The sequence below is a fragment of the Microcella alkalica genome (assembly GCF_014137945.1).
Classification (GTDB): Bacteria; Actinomycetota; Actinomycetes; order Actinomycetales; family Microbacteriaceae; genus Microcella; species Microcella alkalica.
In genome coordinates, this window is sequence record NZ_JACGWX010000003.1 from 175,279 (window position 1) to 192,364 (window position 17,086).

The window sequence follows — 17,086 nt, forward strand, 5'->3', positions numbered from 1 at the left end:
GCCCCTTCTAGGCGGTGGCCTCGTGCTCGATGCGCGGGAAGAGAGCCTCGAGCGCCTGGGTGCGGGCGCCCGCCGGCAACCGACCCCACTCTCCCGCATCGGGGATGCGCTGGTCTGCGAGCGCTCCCAGGTGGGGCTCGGCGCCGAGCGCCGCCCACAGCTTCTGCGTCGCCTGCGGCAGCACCGGGCTCAGCAGCACGGCGAGGGCGCGCAGGCCCTCGGCCGCCGTGTACAGGATCGTGTGGAGCCGCTCGGCCTGCGACTCGTCCTTCGCGACCTTCCACGGTTCCTGCACCGTCAGGTAGCCGTTGAGCTCGTCGACGATCGACCAGACCGCCGCGATCGCATCGTGGATCGCGAACCGGTCGATCGCGGCGGATGCGGTGCCCGCGGCATCCGCGACCGTTCGCTGGATGCCCGCCTCGGCCTCGCTCGCGGCGCCCGCCTCGGGAACGACCCCGTCGCAGTACCGGCCGACCATCGCGACCACGCGCGAGGCGAGGTTGCCGAAGCCGTTCGCGAGCTCGGCCTGGTAGCGGGCGGCGAGGTCCTCCCACGAGAACGAGCCGTCCTGGCCGAACGCGATCGCGCGCATGAAGTAGTAGCGGAACGCATCCGACCCGAACACCTCGGTGATCTGCGACGGCGCGATGCCCGTGAGCTTCGACTTCGACATCTTCTCGCCGCCGACGAGCAGCCAGCCGTGGCCGAAGACGCGGCGCGGCACGGGCAGATCGGCGGCCATGAGCATCGCCGGCCAGACGACGGCGTGGAAGCGCGCGATGTCCTTGCCGACGATGTGGCTGGACGGCCAGAAGCGGTCGAACAGCTCGGCCGGAGCGTCGGGGCGCCAGCCGAGGGCGGAGATGTAGTTGATGAGCGCGTCGAACCAGACGTAGACGACGTGCTTGTCGTCCCACGGCACGCGCACGCCCCAGTCGAAGCTCTGACGCGAGATCGACAGGTCGTCGAGACCGCGGCGCACGAACGACACGATCTCGTTGCGCAGGCTGTCCGGCTGGATGAAGTCGGGCTGCGACTCGTAGAGGGCGAGGAGGCGCTGCTGGAACTGGCTCATGCGGAAGAAGTAGTTTTTCTCCTTGAGCACCTCGACCGGGCGGCCGTGGATGGGGCACACGTACTGGCCCGCGAACTCGCCGGCGCCGTCGACGAGGTCGGACTGCTGCTTGTACTCCTCGCAGCCGACGCAGTAGTAGCCCTCGTACTCGCCGTCGTAGATGAGGCCGTCGTCGTACAGCTTCTGGAGGAACTGCTGCACGACGCTCTCGTGGCGCTCCTCGGTGGTGCGGATGAAGTCGTCGTTGGCGATGTCGATCGTCTTCAGCAGCGGGATCCACGCGTCGGCGACGAGCTTGTCCGCCCACTCCTTCGGGGTGACGCCGTTCGCGACCGCCGTGCGCAGGATCTTCTGACCATGCTCGTCGGTGCCCGTGAGCGACCACGTGTCGGCGCCGCTCTGCCGGTGCCAGCGCGCGAGGACGTCGACCGCGACCTCGGTGTACGCGTGCCCGATGTGGGGCGCGTCGTTCACGTAGAAGATCGGGGTCGTGACGGAGAAGGAGTCGCCTGCGGCCATAACGCATGAGTCTACGGGCGGGCGGATGCGCGGCAGGTGCGCGGCGGAGCCCTCGCCGCGTCGCGTAGCGTTCTGCGCGTGAGACGCGACCAGACCCGCCCGGCCCGGCCACGGGCATCCCGCGCGATCGCCGTGGGCGCGGTCGTCGCGGTCGTCGCGGTGCTGGGCGGATGCTCGGGCCCGCCCGAGGACCAGAACGCCGAGCTGAGCGGGTGCCTGGCCGGCGATCGCGGCACCCTGGCCCTCGGAGTGACCAACTCGGCCGGCGAGCCGCTGGCCATCACCGGGATCGAGCTCGCCGAGTCGGAGGGCGTCGAGGTCGTCGACCGATTCGTCGCGATCGACCCGGAGGCGCGGGCGACTCCCGTGCTGTTCGATGCGGCGCCGTCGGGAACCAGCGGGCGGAGCGCGTTCGACGGCGTCGACCTCACCGACGCGAGCATCGAGCCGGATGCGGCCGCGTACGTCGGCATCGAGGTCGAGCGCACCGGGCCCGCCGAGGGAGTCGTGAACGGGGTCGTCATCACGACGGAGGAGCGCGAGACTATCGCGCCCGTCAGCCTGGAGCTGCGCGACTACTGCGGGTAGCCGCGCGGCGCGCGGGCCCTGGCGCCGCGGGCGCCGCGCAGCGCGGTCGAGCGCTGGCCCGCGGGTGCTAGAGGCGCCACTTCGAAGTCAGGGCACAACGTCAATGTGGCGCCGCCCCACAGAAGTAGCGCCCTCCCCCCGCTCAACGGGCGCGGCACACGCGACGAGCGAGCGCGGGCTCGGTGCCCGGGCCGTTTACCCGCGCCGGGCCGCGAGCGCGGCCTCGTAGAGCTCGCGCGTGCCGAGCCCGGTGGCGGCGGCGACCGCCGACGCCGCATCCTTCAGCCGCTCACCGGCCGCGGCACGCGCGACGACCTCCGCCACCGCGCCGGCCAGGTCGCCCGACCGCGCCGGTGCGCCCTCGACGACGACGACGATCTCGCCGCGCGCGCCCTCGGCGAAGCGCTCGGCGAGCTCCGCGAGCGTGCCGCGCGCGACCTCCTCGAACTTCTTCGTGAGCTCGCGGCAGACGGCGGCGCGGCGGTCGGATCCGAAGGCGTCGCGCAGGTCGACGAGCGCCGCGCCGATGCGGTGCGGCGCCTCGAAGAAGATGAGCGTGCGCTGCTCGGCGGCGAGACCCCGCAGGTGGGACGTGCGCCCCTTGCGCGGCAGGAACCCCTCGAACGCGAACCGGTCGGTCGGCAGCCCGCTCAGCACGAGCGCCATGAGCACGGCGCTCGGGCCGGGCAGTGCGGTGACGCCGACTCCGGCCGCGATCGCCGTCTCGACGAGCACGTAGCCGGGGTCGCTGATGCCCGGCATGCCCGCGTCGGTGAGCACGACGACATCGGTGTCGCGGGCCCGCTCGACGAGCTCGGCCGATCGCGCGCGCTCGTTGTGCTCGTGCAGGGCGAGCAGCTGCGGCCGGTTCTCGATGCCGAGCGCGCGCAGCAGGTGGGCGGTCGTGCGGGTGTCCTCCGCGACGACGAGCTCCGCCGCCTCGAGGGTCTCGATGAGCCGCAGCGACGCGTCGCCGAGGTTGCCGATGGGGGTGGCGGCGAGCACGATCATCCGCTCATCCTCCCACCCGGGCACCCGGGCACCCGGACGCGGCGGGAGGCAGCACTCGGGGCACCCCGAGCGGGCGCGGCTAGCATGAGCGCGTGACGCGAGCAGAGCCGACTCCCGCCCCGGAGTCGGTCGGCGATCGGATGCTCGGCTCGCGCCTCGACGAGCGCTGGGCCGCGGCATCCCCCGCCGCCCGCCGAGCGGCCCGCATCGCCGCGCCGACGCTTGTGCTCGGCGTCGCGGCCGCCACACGCCTCATCGGGCTCGACGAGCACGCGACGCTCGTCTTCGACGAGACCTACTACGTGAAGGATGCGCTGAGCATGCTGCAGCTCGGCTACGAGGGGCGCTGGCCGGAGGGCGCGAACGACGGCTTCGCGGCGGGCGAGCCCGGGTCGCCCGATCGGGCGGCTGCGTTCGTGGCGCATCCCCCGCTCGGGAAGTGGATCATCGCGCTCGGCCTCGCCGCCCTCGGCCCCGAGTCTCCCGTCGGCTGGCGCATCTCGACGGCGCTCGCGGGAGTCGCGGTCGTCGGGCTCGTCATGCTCATCGCCTTCCGGCTCTGGCGCTCGGTCGGGCTCGCGAGCCTCGCAGGCGGGTTCATCGCGATCGACGGCAACGCGATCGTCATGAGCCGCGTCGCGCTGCTCGACGGGCTGCTCGCGCTCTTCGTCCTCATGGCGGTGCTCTTCGTGATCATCGACCGACGCGCGAGCCATCACCGGCTGCGCGAGTGGCTCGCTCGCCGGCGGTTCGCGGGGCGGCCGACCGACTGGGGGCCGGCGCTGTGGGGGCGGCCGTGGCTCATCGCCGCGGGCGTCGCGTTCGGCCTCGCCGTCTCGATCAAGTGGAGCGCTCTCTACCTGCTCGCCGCCTTCGCCGTGCTGAGCGTCGCCGCCGACGCCCTCGACCGTCGCGGGGCGGGCGTCGCCCTGTGGGCGTCGGGAACGCTGCTGCGGCAGGCTCCGGCGAGCGCGCTGCTCGTGCTGCCCGTGGCTCTCGTCGTACACCTTGTGACGTGGACCGGGTGGTTCCTGTCGACCGACGGCTATGACCGGCAGTGGATCGCGTCGGGCGGCGAGCGCTGGACGGGCATCCTCGCCTGGGTGCCCGACGCTGTGCAGAACCTGTGGCACTACCAGTCCCAGGTCTACGGCTACCACGTGGGCGAGTCGAGCCCGCACGCGTACGAGGCCCCCGCGCTCGGCTGGCCGCTGCTACTGCGACCCACGTACATGCACTACGTCGATCAGGGTGACGGCACGGCGGTCGCGATCTCGGGCGTCCCGAACCCGCTGCTGTGGTGGGCGTCGGTCGCGTCGGTGATCGTGCTGGTGATCGGATGCCTCATGGCGGCGGTCGCGGCGGCGCGCGGCACCGGCGCCCGCGCCGCGATCGCGCCCTTCGGCTCCCCGTGGGCTCTCGCCGTGATCCTGACCGGGGTCGCGGCGGGCTGGCTGCCGTGGCTGCTCTACCCGGAGCGCACGATGTTCTTCTTCTACACGGTCGTGCTGACGCCGTTCCTCGCGCTCGCGCTCGTCGCCGTGCTGCGCGCGGTGCTCGGGGGGCCCGCCGAGCCGGCGCGCCGACGCCGGCTCGGCCTCGCGGTCGTCGCGGTGCTCGTGGTGGCGGCCGTCGCGCTGAGCGCGTTCTTCCTCCCGATGTGGACGGGGTGGCCCGTGCCGATCGACTTCCTGCGCCTGCACTACTGGCTGCCCGGCTGGATCTGACGTTCCGGGACTCGAGGATCCTTCTCGCGCGGCCGTCTTCCGTGTGATCCCTTCGGGGGCTAGGTTGTTGCTACCCACCCGCCGCAGATCCCCGGCAGGCGCCTACCCCGCGCCGACGCCTCGCGGCGAAGCCCTCCTCGCGTCGATCGCGGGCACCACGATGTGACGCGATTCCTCTCTCCCTGCCCCGAGGGTGCGGGGCGGTGAGAGGTCGCGTTCGGGGGCGGGCGGACGTGCGCCGCCCGGGCGGTGCTCGATCGCGGTGGGGATCGCCGATCGAGCACCGCCGAACTCGCCCCCGTCGTCCAGGTGCTCGCTGCGCCCGTCGTCGCCGGCGTCGCCGGCGTCGCCGTCGGCTAGCTCGTCGCGGCGCGCCCGTAGACGAGTCGACGCAGGAGCCACTCCGCCGGGCCGGGGCGATCCCGCGCCTCGAGCACGATGGCGAGGATCAGCGTCGCCAGCCATGTCGCGAGGGCGATGAGGGAGGCTGCTGCAGCGCCGACCTCTCCGCCGAGCCCGCCCGCCCAGGCGGAGAACACGATGAGGAACACGAGCGACTGCAGCAGGTACCCCGTGAGGCTCCGGCGGCCGAGCGCGGCGAGCCAGCGGAGGCCCGGGGCCGGGCGAGCGCCCGGCCTCTCCGACGGCGCAGCGATGACGGCGATGAGCGCGAGCGCCGCAGCCGCGCCGACGAGTCCGCTCGCGCCGTGCAGCATCGTCGCGAGCGGCTCGAGCAGCGGCGGCAGCTCGTACACGTCGAGGATCGCCAGGACGATCGGCAGCGCCCCGATGAGGGAGATCGGGATCCCGATCGCGGCGGTCCGCATGAGGAGTGCCCGGTGCTCGTGCGGTCGGTCGAGCCAGCCCCGCCGGACAGCGAGGATGCCCAGGCACATGGGGGCGAGGAACCCGAGCCCGATGATCGGGGTGCTCAGCGCGTTGGGCAGCCACGTCATGACGTTGAAGAGGATCGCGAGCGGGTAGCTCTCCGCGCCCGCCGCTCCGGGGATGAGCGAGAGATCAGGCAGGTCACCCATCGAGCCATCGGTGGGGAGGGCGCCGTCGACGACCTCGTCGACGAGACGCCCGACGCCGTCGAGCGCCGACATCAGGACGAGCGCAGCCGCGCCGATCCACCCCACGACGATGATCGCGCGGTCGGATGCTCTGATCAGGAGGACGAGACCGAGCCCGATGATCGCGTAGGTGGTGATGATGTCGCCGAAGAACAGCAGCACGCCGTGAGCCGCGCCGATGGCGAGAAGCCACAGGTTGCGGCGGACGAGGAGCCGGCGCGCCTCGGGCCAGCTCGCGCCGCGAACGGCTTCGCGCGCCGTGATCTGGGCGAGCCCGGCGGCGAACAGGAGGGCGAAGAGCGGGAAGCTGCGGTTGTCGAACAGGAGCGCCGTGAGCGCGTTGGCGACGGAATCCGGCTCCGAGCCGATCGGCTTGAGCAGCACTCCCCGATCGACGCCGTACAGCCAGAACGGCACGTTCGCCAGGGCGATGCCGACGAGGACGGCGCCGCGGGCGACATCGGGTGCGAGCGAACGGCTGGATCGCTTCGTGGGGAGGGGCCGAGGAGGCGGCGCGAGGGGCGGGGGCGACGCAGAGCTCATAGCACCACCGTAGAGGGATCCTCAGCCCCGCACGCTACGGATTGTGACGCGCTCGACCGCCGCCCGGGTCGCCGCCGCTTAGCCTTGCTGAATGGCCGACCGCGACTATGGCTTCCGCACGCGCGCTCTCCACGCGGGCAACGTCCCCGACTCGGCGACGGGCGCCCGCGCCCTGCCGATCTACCAGTCCAGCGCCTTCGTCTTCGACGACGCGCAGGACGCCGCCGCGCGCTTCGCGCTGCAGAAGTACGGCAACATCTACAGCCGGCTCGCGAACCCGACCGTGGCGAGCTTCGAGGAGCGCATCGCGAGCCTCGAGGGAGGATTGGGGGCCGTGGCGACCTCCAGCGGGCTCTCCGCGCAGTTCGTGACCTTCGCATCCCTCGCCGGTGCCGGCGACCACATCGTCGCGAGCGCCAATCTCTACGGCGGCTCGATCACGCAGCTCGACGTCACGCTGCGCCGCTTCGGCGTCGAGACGACGTTCGTCGCGAGCGACGATCCGGCCGACTACGCGGCCGCGATCATCCCGGGCCGGACGAAGCTCGTGTTCGCCGAGACCATCGCGAACCCGAGCGGAGACATCGCCGACATCGCCGGGCTCGCCGATGTCGCGCACGCCGCCGACCTTCCGCTCATCATCGACTCGACCGTCGCGACGCCGTACTTGTGCCGCCCGATCGAGTGGGGCGCCGACATCGTCGTGCACTCGGCGACGAAGTTCCTCGGCGGGCACGGAACGACTCTCGGCGGCGTCGTCGTCGAGTCCGGCCGCTTCGACTGGTCGAACCACAACTTCCCGCTCTTCGAGGAGACCGTGCCGCACTACGGCGGCCTCACCTGGTACGGCAACTTCGGCGAGTACGCATTCCTCACGCGATTGCGCGCCGAGCAGCTGCGCGACATCGGACCGGCCCTCGCGCCGCACTCGGCGTTCCTGCTCGCCCAGGGCGTCGAGACGCTGCCGTACCGCATGCAGGCGCACGTCGACAACGCGCGCCGCGTCGCCGAGTGGCTCGAGGCCGACCCGCGCATCGAGAAGGTGCGCTGGGCGGGCCTGCCGTCGCACCGCCACTTCGACCGGGCGCAGCAGTACCTGCCGATCGGCCCGAGCTCGGTGTTCAGCTTCGACGTGAAGGGCGGCCGCGCCGCGGGCGAGGCGCTCATCGAGAACGTGCAGCTCGCGAGCCACCTCGCCAACATCGGCGACGCGAAGACGCTCATCATCCACCCCGGCTCGACGACGCACGCGCAGCTGACCGAGCAGCAGCTGCTCGACTCCGGGATCGGCCCCGGTCTCGTGCGCCTCTCCGTCGGCATCGAGGACGTCGACGACATCATCTACGACCTCGATCAGGCGCTCGACGCGGCGCAGAAGGCGGTGTCGGCATGAGCGAGAAGACGACGGATGCCGTGGGCACGACCGCGACCGGCACCACCGAGACCGTCACCCTCGCCAACGGCCTCACCTGCGCGATCCCGGCGAGCTCGCCGCTCGCGAAGCTGCTGAAGTCGCAGCGGACGTGGGTGGGCCCCTCCGCGAAGGAGCGGCTGGGCATCCTGCGCCGCGCGAAGAGCGTCGCGATCGTCGGAGCCTCCCCGAACGCGGCCCGCAGCTCGTACTTCGTCGGCACCTACCTGCAGCAGTCGAGCGACTACCGCGTGTACTTCGTGAACCCGAACGCGACCGAGATCCTGGGTCAGCCGGCCTACCCCGACCTCGCCTCGCTGCCCGAGGTGCCCGACATCGTCGACGTGTTCCGCAAGGCCAGCGACATCCCCTCCGTCGTCGACGACGTCATCGCCGCGGGCGCCTCGACGGTCTGGGTGCAGCTCGGCATCTGGAACGAGGAGGCCGCGATCGACGCCGAGAAGCGCGGGCTCACGGTCGTCATGGACCGCTGCATCAAGGTCGAGCACGCGCGCTTCCACGGCGGGCTGCACCTCATGGGCTTCGACACGGGCGTCATCAGCGCGAAGAAGCAGGTGCGCTGAGCGGTTCCGTCCGCGGCGGCTCCGCCGTGTGAGCCTCGTTCACTAGAAGTTCACACAGGTCCCCCGAAGTGGGGACATCCCCTACCCCGCGAGGGATTCCGAAAAATCCCCATGTGGCGTACCGTCGGCCTGTCACGGTTATCACCCGACATCTCGAGGGCACCCGAATCCTTCGAGAGCCGTGGCTGAGGTCGTTCCCCATGCCCGAAACCACCAATGCTCCGCCGACCCCGAAAACGGCGCACGCGTCCACCACGACACCCCCCACCACAGCACCCGGCACAGCCCCGTCCCGCAAACGGCAGTGGGGCGCAGAGAAGCGCACCGCTCCCCTGCCGATCGTCCACCCGCGGCCGAGCGATCGCAGTATCGCGATGGCCCGAGTCGCCATCGTGGCGACCGTCGTCTTCTGGATCGTCTACGTCGTCTACACGGTCATCGCCGAGTTCCTGAACAACGGAACGCAGAGCTTCCAGTTCACGACCGAGGCGATCTCGTACGTCGTCGTCGTCACGTTCCTGACCTTCTCCGCGCTCATGTACCTCATCGCGCGCCACGGCGCGCTGCAGCGCTTCCGCGCTCACGTGCGCGTCCCCCGCGCCGAGCTCGACCGCCACTTCACCGATCGGCACACCTCAATGACGGTGCTCGTGCCCTCCTACGCGGAGGAGCCCGACGTCGTGGCCACGACGCTCTGGTCGGCGGCCCTGCAGGAGTATCCCGAGCTTCGCGTGGTCCTCCTTCTCGACGACCCGCCGGCCCCGACCGACCCTGCTGCGGTCGCCGCGCGCCTCGACGCCACACGCGCGATCCCCGCCGCGATCGAGGAGGCGCTCGCCGAGCCGGGCGCCCGCTTCCGAGACGCGCTCCTCGGCCGCGAGATCGGCGAGACCACCGAGCTCACCGACGACGATGTGGCCGAGATCGCCCAGCACTTCCGCTGGGCCGTCTCGTGGCTCGACGCGAGGATCGCCGAGCACGCCATGACCGATCACGTCGACGTGTTCTTCGTCGAGCAGGTCCTGGGGGGCATCCGCCATGAGTTCGCCGTGACGGCCGAGGCTCTCGATGCCGCGACGACCGACGGCTTCCGACTCCCCCCCGCCCACGCCGTGCATCTGCTGCGGCGCCTGGCCTGGACCTTCACCGCGAGCCTCACCTCCTTCGAGCGCAAGACCTTCGCGTCGCTCTCGCACGAGGCGAACAAAGCGATGAACCTCAATGCCTACATCGGCCTGATGGGCGGCGCGTACGCGATGGAGGCCACGCCGGACGGCACCGCGCTCCGGCCCGTCGGCTTCGGAGATGCGGCCGACCTCGTCGTGCCCGACTCCGACTACCTGCTGACTCTCGACGCCGACTCAATGCTCCTGCGCGACTACTGCGTCCGGCTCGTCCACTCGATGGAGCAGCCGGAGAACGCGCGTGTCGCCGTGACTCAGACGCCGTACTCGTCGTACCGCGGCGCGAGCACCCGCATCGAGCGCCTCGCGGCGGCGACCACCGACATCCAGCACATCCTCCACCAGGGCTTCTCGCACTACAACGCGACCTTCTGGGTGGGCGCCAACGCCGTCATCCGCAAGCGCGCCCTTGACGACATCGTCGTCGTGGAGACCCGCGGCGGGTTCACGGTCAAGCGCTACGTGCAGGACCGCACCGTCATCGAGGACACCGAGTCGAGCATCGACCTCGGCACCCACGGGTGGAGCCTCGTCAACTACCCCGAGCGCCTCAGCTACTCGGCGACGCCGCCCGACTTCGGATCGCTCGTGATCCAGCGGCGCCGCTGGGCCAACGGCGGGCTGCTGATCCTGCCCAAGTACTTCCGTCAGCTCCGCGAGCGTCGCGCGCGCGGCGAGCGCATCAGCCCGATCGAGATCATGCTGCGCGTCAATTACATGTCCTCGATCGCGTGGGCGAGCTTCGGGCTCGTGTTCCTGCTGGCCTACCCGTACGACAGTCGGCTGCTCAGTCCGATGGTGCTACTGGCCGCTCTGCCCTACTTCATCGCGATGGCGAGCGATCTGCGGTACGCCGGCTACAAGCGCACCGACATCCTCCGCATCTACGGCTTCAACCTCATCCTCCTGCCGGTGAACCTCGCCGGAGTCGTGAAGTCGATCGAGCAGGCGATCACGTCGAAGAAGATCCCCTTCGCCCGGACGCCCAAGGTGCGCAACCGCACGTCGACGCCCCTGCTGTACGTGCTCGCGCCGTACCTCATCATCGCCTTCTCGATCTTCACCCTCTGGCGCGACTTGAACGCCGAGAACTGGGGCAACGCGGCGTTCGCGGCGTTCAACGCCGTACTCGCCCTCGCGGCGGTCGTCGCCTACATCGGCCTCGGCACCTCGCTCGTCGACCTCGGCATCGGCCTCACGAACTGGCTGTACGTCACGCCGAAGGCCGCGCCCGTCGCGCGCGCCGGAGGAGGAGACGGCCGACCCGCCGACTGGCAGACGGTGCTCTACCACGGGGCGATCCACGACCACGCGGACGAGAACCCCGCTCCCGCGCTCGCGGGCGCCGTCTCATCGACGTCCGACCGGAAGGCGGCCGCCTGATGCACGCGATCCTCTGGCGCGATGGCCGACGACTCTCGTCGTTCCGGGCGATCCTCGCCCTCCTCATGACCTCGGCCCTCGGACTCTGGGGCTATATCTCGGTGCAGAACTGGGCGGGGGCGGCCTCGCTCGAGGACAGGGACCCGTGGTTCGCGGGCTACGTCGACGCCACCGCGACCCCGGTGTTCGCCTTCGAGGACGTCGATGCGGCCGGTGCGCGCGACATCGTCTTGTCGTTCATCGTCGCCGACCCGCAGGAGCCGTGCACTCCGACGTGGGGCACCGCGTACGACCTCGAGGAGGCGGCCGTCGAGCTCGACCTCGACCGCCGGCTCGCCCGACTCGAGCAGCTCGGGGCCGACCTCGCGATCTCGTTCGGCGGTCTGCTGAACGACGAGCTCGCGACCGTCTGCACGAATCCTGCCGAGCTGGTGCGCTCCTACGACACCGTGATCGAGCGCTACGACGTGACGACGATCGACCTCGACATCGAGGGCGAGAACCTCACCGACTCGGTGGCCGGGCAGCGCCGCGCCGAGGCGATCGCGACGCTGCAGGAGCGTCGCCGCGACGCCGGCGAGGATCTCGCGGTGTGGCTCACTCTTCCCGTCGCGCCGTTCGGCCTGACCGAGGACGGCACGACCGCCGTCCAGCAGATGATCGAGGCGGGCGTCGACGTGGCCGGGATCAACGTCATGACGATGAACTACAACGATTCCAAGGAGCAGGGCGAGTCGATGGCGGATGCCTCGATCCGCGCCCTCCAGGCCACCCACCGCCAACTGCGCATCATGTACGAGCTCGCCGACATCGAGCTCAGCGACGCGACGCTCTGGCGCAAGATCGGGGCGACGCCCATGATCGGTCAGAACGACGTCGTCGACGAGGTCTTCACGCTGAAGGATGCGGAGGCCCTGCACGACTGGGCGGTCGAGAAGGGCCTCGGTCGCATGTCGATGTGGTCGCTCAACCGCGACGTGCAGTGCGGCCCGAACTACGTCGATCTCAGCCGCGTCTCCGATGCGTGCTCCGGCTTCCCGCAGGGCGACGTGCGCTACGCCGACATCCTCGCCGAGGGGTTCGCGGGGCGTCTGGATGCGAGCGCGGGGATCGTCACGACTCCCGAGCCGCGCGACCCGGCCGACTTCATCGACGACCCCGACACGAGCCCGTACCCGATCTGGAACGAGGAGGCCTCCTACCTCGCCGGGAGCAAGGTCGTCTGGTACCGCAACGTCTACGAGGCCAAGTGGTGGACGCGCGGAGAGATCCCCGACAACCCCGTGCTCAACGAGTGGGAGACCCCCTGGGTCCTCGTCGGGCCCGTGCTCGACGGCGAGAAGCCGCGCGAGATCCCGACGCTCCCCTACGGCGTCTACCCCGAGTGGGATGGCACGGTCATCTACGACAAGGGCGAGCGCATCCTGTTCGACGGCATGCCGTACGAGTCCAAGTGGTGGAACCAGGGCGACAGCCCCGAGGCCTACGCCGCCGACCCCGACAGCTCGCCGTGGACCCCGGTCCGCCTCGAGGAGATCCAGGAGATCCTGATCGAGCTGGAGGAGACGCCGGCGGTCGCGCCGAGCGGCGAGGAGCCGACTGGGTAGGCGTCAGCCTGCCGCGTCGAGATCGGCGGCGCTCGTGACCGGCAACCGGCACACGAAGTCGGTGCACGCGAAAGCGGTGGTCGTGCCTCCGAGCGGCTTCCGGTCGTCGAGCAGCGCGAAGCCCGCGCCCGCCCACGCCGACGCCGCGGACGCCGTGAGCGCGATGCCGAGAACCCCGTCCCGCTGCGGGCCGCGGGCGCGCGCCTCGAGCTCCCCGGGCTCGGCGTCGTCGGGTCGCACGACGACGAGCTGCCGCGCGGGGGCCGCGAGCGCCGACGCGATGGCGAGGGTAGCCCCGAACGCGATCGGCCGCTGCTGCGCGAGCGGTGCGAGCGCCGCGACGAGCGCGTCGGCGGCGAACCGGTAGCGCGGCTCGGCGGTGAGCTGGTGCAGCAGCAGTGCCGCGCGGGCGATCGCGGCGTCGCCGCTCGGCGCCGCGCCCTCGTTGGGGTCCTCCTCCGCGGTGAGCCCCTGCGCCGCGAGCACGGGGTCGCCCCCGCCGGGTGCCGCCGCCGTGATCGCCCGCCCCGACTCGACGGCGGCGCGGTCACCCGCGACGAGGCACGCGTCGACGAGCTCGCGCGCGACGCTCGCGTACCGGTGCTCGCCGGTCGTGATCGCGAGCTCGACCAACCCGACGGCGAGGTCGCCGTAGTCCTCGAGCGCGGCGCGAGCGGTCGAGGCGCGCCCGTCGCGGGTCGCGCGCAGCAGGCGCGGCGACCCTTCGTCGTCGCGAGTGAGGTGCGCGGCGATCAGCTCGTCGGCGAGCTCGACCCCGAACGCCGCCCACTCGGGCTCGTCGAGCAGCCGGGATGCGACCGCGAGCGCACCGATCGCGAGGCCGTTCCAGCCGGTCAGCACCTTCGCGTCGAGAGCGGGGCGCGGATGCCCGGCGCGGGCCGCGGCAGACAGCGCGTAGTACCCGCCCTCGTTCCGCTCGCCGTCGATGAGGCTCTCGCTGTCCTGCCCCGAGGCGAGCCCGCCGGAGACGCGCATGATCTCGCGCAGGAACCCCACGACCCCGGCCGCGGTCTCGCGCGCTCCCGCGCGCGCGGCGACCTCGAGCAGCAGGGCGTTGTCGTTGAGCATGCGCTCGTAGTGGGGCTCGCTCCAGTCGCGACGGGTGGCGTAGCGGAAGAAGCCGCCCTCGACGGGGTCGCGCAGGTCGCTCGCGGCGATGCGCTGGAGCGTGCGCGCGGCGAGGGCATCGGCATCCGCATCACCGGCGGAGCCGCGCGCCTGCAGGAACAGCAGCACGGGCGCGACCGGGAACTTCGGCGCGCCCCCGAATCCGCCGTGCAGCTGGTCCTCGAAGCCCTCGAGCTCGGCGACGATCTCGGCGAGGGCGTCGGCGTTCGGCAGGGCTCCCGGGTCGCGGCGGCTCGCGGCGGTGATCGCGTCGCGCAGCCCGTCGGCGCTCTGCAGCACCTCCTCGCGGCGGCTCGACCACGCCTCCAGCACGGCGTCGACCACCTGCCGGAACGACGGCACTCCCGAGATCGGCTGCGGAGGCAGGTACGTCGCGGCGTAGAACACGCGCCCCTGCGGCGTCGCGAAGACCGTCAGGGGCCAGCCGAGCTGGTCGCTGAACGCGCTCGCCGCGGTCATGTACGCGGCGTCGACGTCGGGATGCTCCTCCCGATCGACCTTGATGCTGACGACCCTCTCGGCGAGCCACGCGCCCACCTCGGGGTCGGAGAACGTCTCGCGCGCCATCACGTGGCACCAGTGGCACGTCGCGTAGCCGATCGAGATCAACACGGGCACATCGCGGAGCGCGGCCTCCGCGAAGGCCTCCTCGCTCCACGTCCACCAGTCGACGGGGTTGTCCGCGTGCGACTGCAGGTACGGGCTGACGGCGTTCTCGAGCCTGGCTGCCATAGGTTCGAGCCTATGAGCCTCCCCTCCGACTCCTCCGCGTCTCCCAGCCCGCGCCCGGGTTCGCCCGCTGCGTCGGACCAGGGCTCGCGCAGCGGCTCGCCCACCGGTTCGCCCATCGCCGTCACCGTCGTCGGCGGACCCACCGCGCTGCTCGAATGGACGGGCCTGCGCCTCCTCCTCGACCCGACCTTCGACCCGCCGACCGTCTACGGCCCGGGCCCGAACGACCTCACGAAGACCGAGGGGCCGGCCGTCGCGGCCGCCGACCTCGGCCGCATCGACGTCGCTCTCGTCTCGCACCACCACCACGAGGACAACCTCGACGAGGCCGGCCGCGCGCTCGCGCTCGGGCTGCCGCTCGTCATCACGACCTCGGCGGGTGCGCGCGAGCTCGCGGCCCGCTGCGACTCCGGTGAGGGCACGGCGACGGTCATCGGACTCGAGGAGGGAGAGTCGCTCGCCCTCGACAGCGCCGCACTGGTCGGCTCGGCGGTCGCCGCGCACGCACCGGCGGGCGCGCGCGTGATCGCCGTCACCGCGCAGCACGGGCCGCCCGAGGTCGCCGAGCGCCTCGGCCCGGTGATCGGGTTCGTGCTCTCCGCTCCGGGCGAGCCGACGGTGTTCGTGTCGGGCGACAACTCGTCGGTCGAGGTCGTGCGCGCGATCGCGGCCCGCCACAATGCGCTGGATGTCGCCGTCCTGTTCGCGGGCGCCGCCCGCATCCCCGCGATTGATGCGGCCCTCACCCTCACCGCGGCGGACGCGCGCGCCGCCGCCCTCGCGCTCGGCGCCCGCCGAGTCGTCGGACTGCACGTGGACCAGTGGGCGCACTTCAGCGAGGGCCGCGACGCCCTCGAGCGGGAGTTCGCCGAGCTCGAGAGCGCCGCAGGTGGTCCGCTGCTCGCGGCGACGCCGCTCGGCGAGCGCACCGAGCTCGCCGTCTAGCCGGCTCGCGCCGCAACTCGGGTCAGGGGCCGGCGACGAAGCCCCGCTTCCGATTTCTGGCTGCAACTCGTCCTGTTTCGGGCAAACCGTGCGCCCCCGGGCGCACGAGTTGCCCGAAACGGCCCGGATTAGTCGGCACGTACCGCGGCACCCAGCGCCAACGACGTCTCACCAGCGCTTGATGAGCTCCTCGTCGCGCTCCGTGACGGTCTGCGTGACGCCCTCAGCGTCAACGTAGCTATACGTCGTCGACGACAGCACGCCGGTCCGTCTGTAGCCGAGCCTCTCGTAGAGCGAGGCTGCTCGCGGGTTGTCGAGACCCACGCCCACGACGAGCGAGCGCTCCCCGACCCCTGCGCTCGTGATGCGGGCGTCCACAGTCAGCTCAGCAGCGCGGATCAGCGCGGTGCCGAGCCCATGACCGCGAACGCCCTCATCCACGCCGAGGTTCTTCAGCTCGGACGGCTCGCCGTTCGTCAGCTCCGCAGACCCCACCACGGTGCCGTCAGCGACGGCGACCGCAACGAGGAACTCGACGACGCCGGCCTCCTGACGAGCGAAAGCGCCGCGCGCGTAGCCGCTGCCGGGCGGCTCGCGAGTCTCGAGAGCCGAGACGTCGGCCTCCGTGCACCGTCGGACGAAGACGTGACTGAGGCCCGCGTCGCCGCCCGCAGGCGAGCCGAGCATCCGCCCGCGCCTAGAAGTCGGTGTTGAGCGGGTGCGCGCCGACGCGCTCGTCGCGGTCGGCCGCCGCGATCGTCGCCATCTCGTCGGCCGAGAGCTCGAAGTCGAAGATGTCGGCGTTCTCGATCATGCGCTCGCGCTTGGAGGTCTTCGGGAAGACGATGATGCCCTCCTGGAGGTGCCAGCGGATCGCGACCTGCTGCACGCTCTTGCCGTGCCGCTCGGCGATCTCGGCGAGGCCCGGCAGCTCGGCGAGCTCGTACTTGCCCTGGCCGAGCGGGCCCCACGCCTCGGTGAGGGTGCCGCGAGGCTCCTGGAAGGCGCGCAGCTCGCGCTGCTGAAAGGCGGGGTGCAGCTCGACCTGGTTGACGACGGGCACGACGTCGGATACCTGGGCGAGGTCGTCGAGGTGCGTCTGCATGAAGTTCGAGACGCCGATCGAGCGCGCCTTCCCCGACGAGCGCAGCTCGACGAGGGTCTGCCACGACTCGACGTGCTTGCCGTACTTCGGCGCCGGCCAGTGGATCAGGTACAGATCGACGTAGTCCAGACCCAACTTCGACAGCGACGTGTCGAGCGCGGCGCGGGCGGAGTCGGTTCCCTGGTCGCTGTTCCAGAGCTTCGTGGTGATGAAGAGCTCCTCGCGCGGAATGCCGGAGTTCGCGATCGCGCGACCGACGCCCTCCTCGTTCTTGTAGATCATCGCCGTGTCGATGTGGCGGTAGCCGACCTCGAGCGCGTCGGAGACGATGCGCTCGGCCTCGGCCGGGTCGACGAGGAAGACGCCGAGCCCGAGCTGAGGGATGGCGCGGCCGTCGTTGAGCGTCAGGTGCGGAGTGGGAATCGCAGAAGTCATCCCCCCACT

General features: G+C 71.5%; 13 protein-coding genes. 7 read left to right on the forward strand and 6 right to left on the reverse strand.

The features are described from left to right. Positions 1-7: 7 nt before the first annotated feature. Positions 8-1,597: a methionine--tRNA ligase gene (metG, locus tag FHX53_RS07645; protein ID WP_182490760.1), complete on the reverse strand. Its 1,590-nt coding sequence runs from the start codon at positions 1,595-1,597 to the stop codon at positions 8-10. A gap of 78 nt (positions 1,598-1,675) precedes the next feature. Here metG and FHX53_RS07650 point away from each other — a divergent pair, with 78 nt between their 5' ends. Next, on the forward strand, positions 1,676-2,185 hold the full coding sequence (locus tag FHX53_RS07650; RefSeq protein ID WP_182490761.1) for a hypothetical protein: 510 nt from the start codon (positions 1,676-1,678) through the stop codon (positions 2,183-2,185). Positions 2,186-2,380: 195 nt separating this feature from the next. Here the strand turns inward: FHX53_RS07650 and rsmI are convergent, their stop codons facing one another. Beyond that, positions 2,381-3,196, reverse strand: coding sequence for a 16S rRNA (cytidine(1402)-2'-O)-methyltransferase (gene rsmI / locus FHX53_RS07655; protein ID WP_182490762.1), 816 nt, complete (start codon positions 3,194-3,196; stop codon positions 2,381-2,383). A 92-nt stretch (positions 3,197-3,288) separates the two neighbouring features. Here rsmI and FHX53_RS07660 point away from each other — a divergent pair, with 92 nt between their 5' ends. Beyond that, on the forward strand, positions 3,289-4,923 hold the full coding sequence (locus tag FHX53_RS07660) for a phospholipid carrier-dependent glycosyltransferase (RefSeq protein WP_182490763.1): 1,635 nt from the start codon (positions 3,289-3,291) through the stop codon (positions 4,921-4,923). A gap of 356 nt (positions 4,924-5,279) precedes the next feature. Here FHX53_RS07660 and FHX53_RS07665 read toward each other — a convergent pair whose 3' ends face one another. Further along, positions 5,280-6,542, reverse strand: a complete 1,263-nt coding sequence (locus FHX53_RS07665) for a DUF418 domain-containing protein (RefSeq protein WP_182490764.1) — start codon at positions 6,540-6,542, stop codon at positions 5,280-5,282. A 91-nt stretch (positions 6,543-6,633) separates the two neighbouring features. Here FHX53_RS07665 and FHX53_RS07670 point away from each other — a divergent pair, with 91 nt between their 5' ends. The 4 genes from FHX53_RS07670 to FHX53_RS07685 all read left to right on the forward strand — a co-directional run bounded on the left by FHX53_RS07670 (position 6,634) and on the right by FHX53_RS07685 (position 12,711). Continuing rightward, entirely contained in the window at positions 6,634-7,935 is a 1,302-nt protein-coding gene (locus tag FHX53_RS07670) for an O-acetylhomoserine aminocarboxypropyltransferase/cysteine synthase family protein (protein WP_182490765.1), read from the forward strand. After that, entirely contained in the window at positions 7,932-8,537 is a 606-nt protein-coding gene (locus tag FHX53_RS07675) for a CoA-binding protein (protein WP_182490766.1), read from the forward strand. Before FHX53_RS07670 ends, FHX53_RS07675 begins: the two co-directional genes overlap by 4 nt. Before the next feature lie 374 nt (positions 8,538-8,911). Next, positions 8,912-11,104, forward strand: coding sequence for a glycosyltransferase family 2 protein (locus tag FHX53_RS07680; protein WP_246335564.1), 2,193 nt, complete (start codon positions 8,912-8,914; stop codon positions 11,102-11,104). Continuing rightward, positions 11,104-12,711 carry a chitinase gene (locus FHX53_RS07685; RefSeq protein ID WP_182490768.1) on the forward strand — a complete coding sequence of 536 codons (1,608 nt, stop codon included), beginning with the start codon at positions 11,104-11,106 and terminating at the stop codon, positions 12,709-12,711. Before FHX53_RS07680 ends, FHX53_RS07685 begins: the two co-directional genes overlap by 1 nt. A 3-nt stretch (positions 12,712-12,714) precedes the next feature. Here the strand turns inward: FHX53_RS07685 and FHX53_RS07690 are convergent, their stop codons facing one another. Further along, positions 12,715-14,592: a thioredoxin domain-containing protein gene (locus tag FHX53_RS07690; protein WP_182490769.1), complete on the reverse strand. Its 1,878-nt coding sequence runs from the start codon at positions 14,590-14,592 to the stop codon at positions 12,715-12,717. Positions 14,593-14,604: 12 nt separating this feature from the next. Here FHX53_RS07690 and FHX53_RS07695 point away from each other — a divergent pair, with 12 nt between their 5' ends. After that, complete coding sequence (locus tag FHX53_RS07695) at positions 14,605-15,537, forward strand: MBL fold metallo-hydrolase (protein WP_182490770.1); 933 nt, start codon at positions 14,605-14,607, stop codon at positions 15,535-15,537. Positions 15,538-15,705: 168 nt separating this feature from the next. On the opposite strand, the gene FHX53_RS07700 is transcribed toward FHX53_RS07695, so the two are convergent. Together FHX53_RS07700 and FHX53_RS07705 are read right to left on the reverse strand one after the other, a co-directional pair. Next, on the reverse strand, positions 15,706-16,224 hold the full coding sequence (locus tag FHX53_RS07700) for a GNAT family N-acetyltransferase (RefSeq protein ID WP_182490771.1): 519 nt from the start codon (positions 16,222-16,224) through the stop codon (positions 15,706-15,708). A 10-nt stretch (positions 16,225-16,234) separates the two neighbouring features. Further along, positions 16,235-17,077, reverse strand: a complete 843-nt coding sequence (locus FHX53_RS07705) for an aldo/keto reductase (protein ID WP_182490772.1) — start codon at positions 17,075-17,077, stop codon at positions 16,235-16,237. Between the last annotated feature and the right edge of the window lie 9 nt (positions 17,078-17,086).

Bases quoted from the DNA above. Each gene is read 5' to 3' on its own strand.
- metG (WP_182490760.1), bottom strand. From the start codon at position 1,597: ATGGCCGCAGGCGACTCCTTCTCCGTCACGACCCCGATCTTCTACGTG.
- rsmI (WP_182490762.1), bottom strand. From the start codon at position 3,196: ATGATCGTGCTCGCCGCCACCCCCATCGGCAACCTCGGCGACGCGTCG.
- FHX53_RS07665 (WP_182490764.1), bottom strand. From the start codon at position 6,542: ATGAGCTCTGCGTCGCCCCCGCCCCTCGCGCCGCCTCCTCGGCCCCTC.
- FHX53_RS07670 (WP_182490765.1), top strand. From the start codon at position 6,634: ATGGCCGACCGCGACTATGGCTTCCGCACGCGCGCTCTCCACGCGGGC.
- FHX53_RS07675 (WP_182490766.1), top strand. From the start codon at position 7,932: ATGAGCGAGAAGACGACGGATGCCGTGGGCACGACCGCGACCGGCACC.
- FHX53_RS07680 (WP_246335564.1), top strand. From the start codon at position 8,912: ATGGCCCGAGTCGCCATCGTGGCGACCGTCGTCTTCTGGATCGTCTAC.
- FHX53_RS07685 (WP_182490768.1), top strand. From the start codon at position 11,104: ATGCACGCGATCCTCTGGCGCGATGGCCGACGACTCTCGTCGTTCCGG.
- FHX53_RS07690 (WP_182490769.1), bottom strand. From the start codon at position 14,592: ATGGCAGCCAGGCTCGAGAACGCCGTCAGCCCGTACCTGCAGTCGCAC.
- FHX53_RS07695 (WP_182490770.1), top strand. From the start codon at position 14,605: ATGAGCCTCCCCTCCGACTCCTCCGCGTCTCCCAGCCCGCGCCCGGGT.
- FHX53_RS07700 (WP_182490771.1), bottom strand. From the start codon at position 16,224: ATGCTCGGCTCGCCTGCGGGCGGCGACGCGGGCCTCAGTCACGTCTTC.
- FHX53_RS07705 (WP_182490772.1), bottom strand. From the start codon at position 17,077: ATGACTTCTGCGATTCCCACTCCGCACCTGACGCTCAACGACGGCCGC.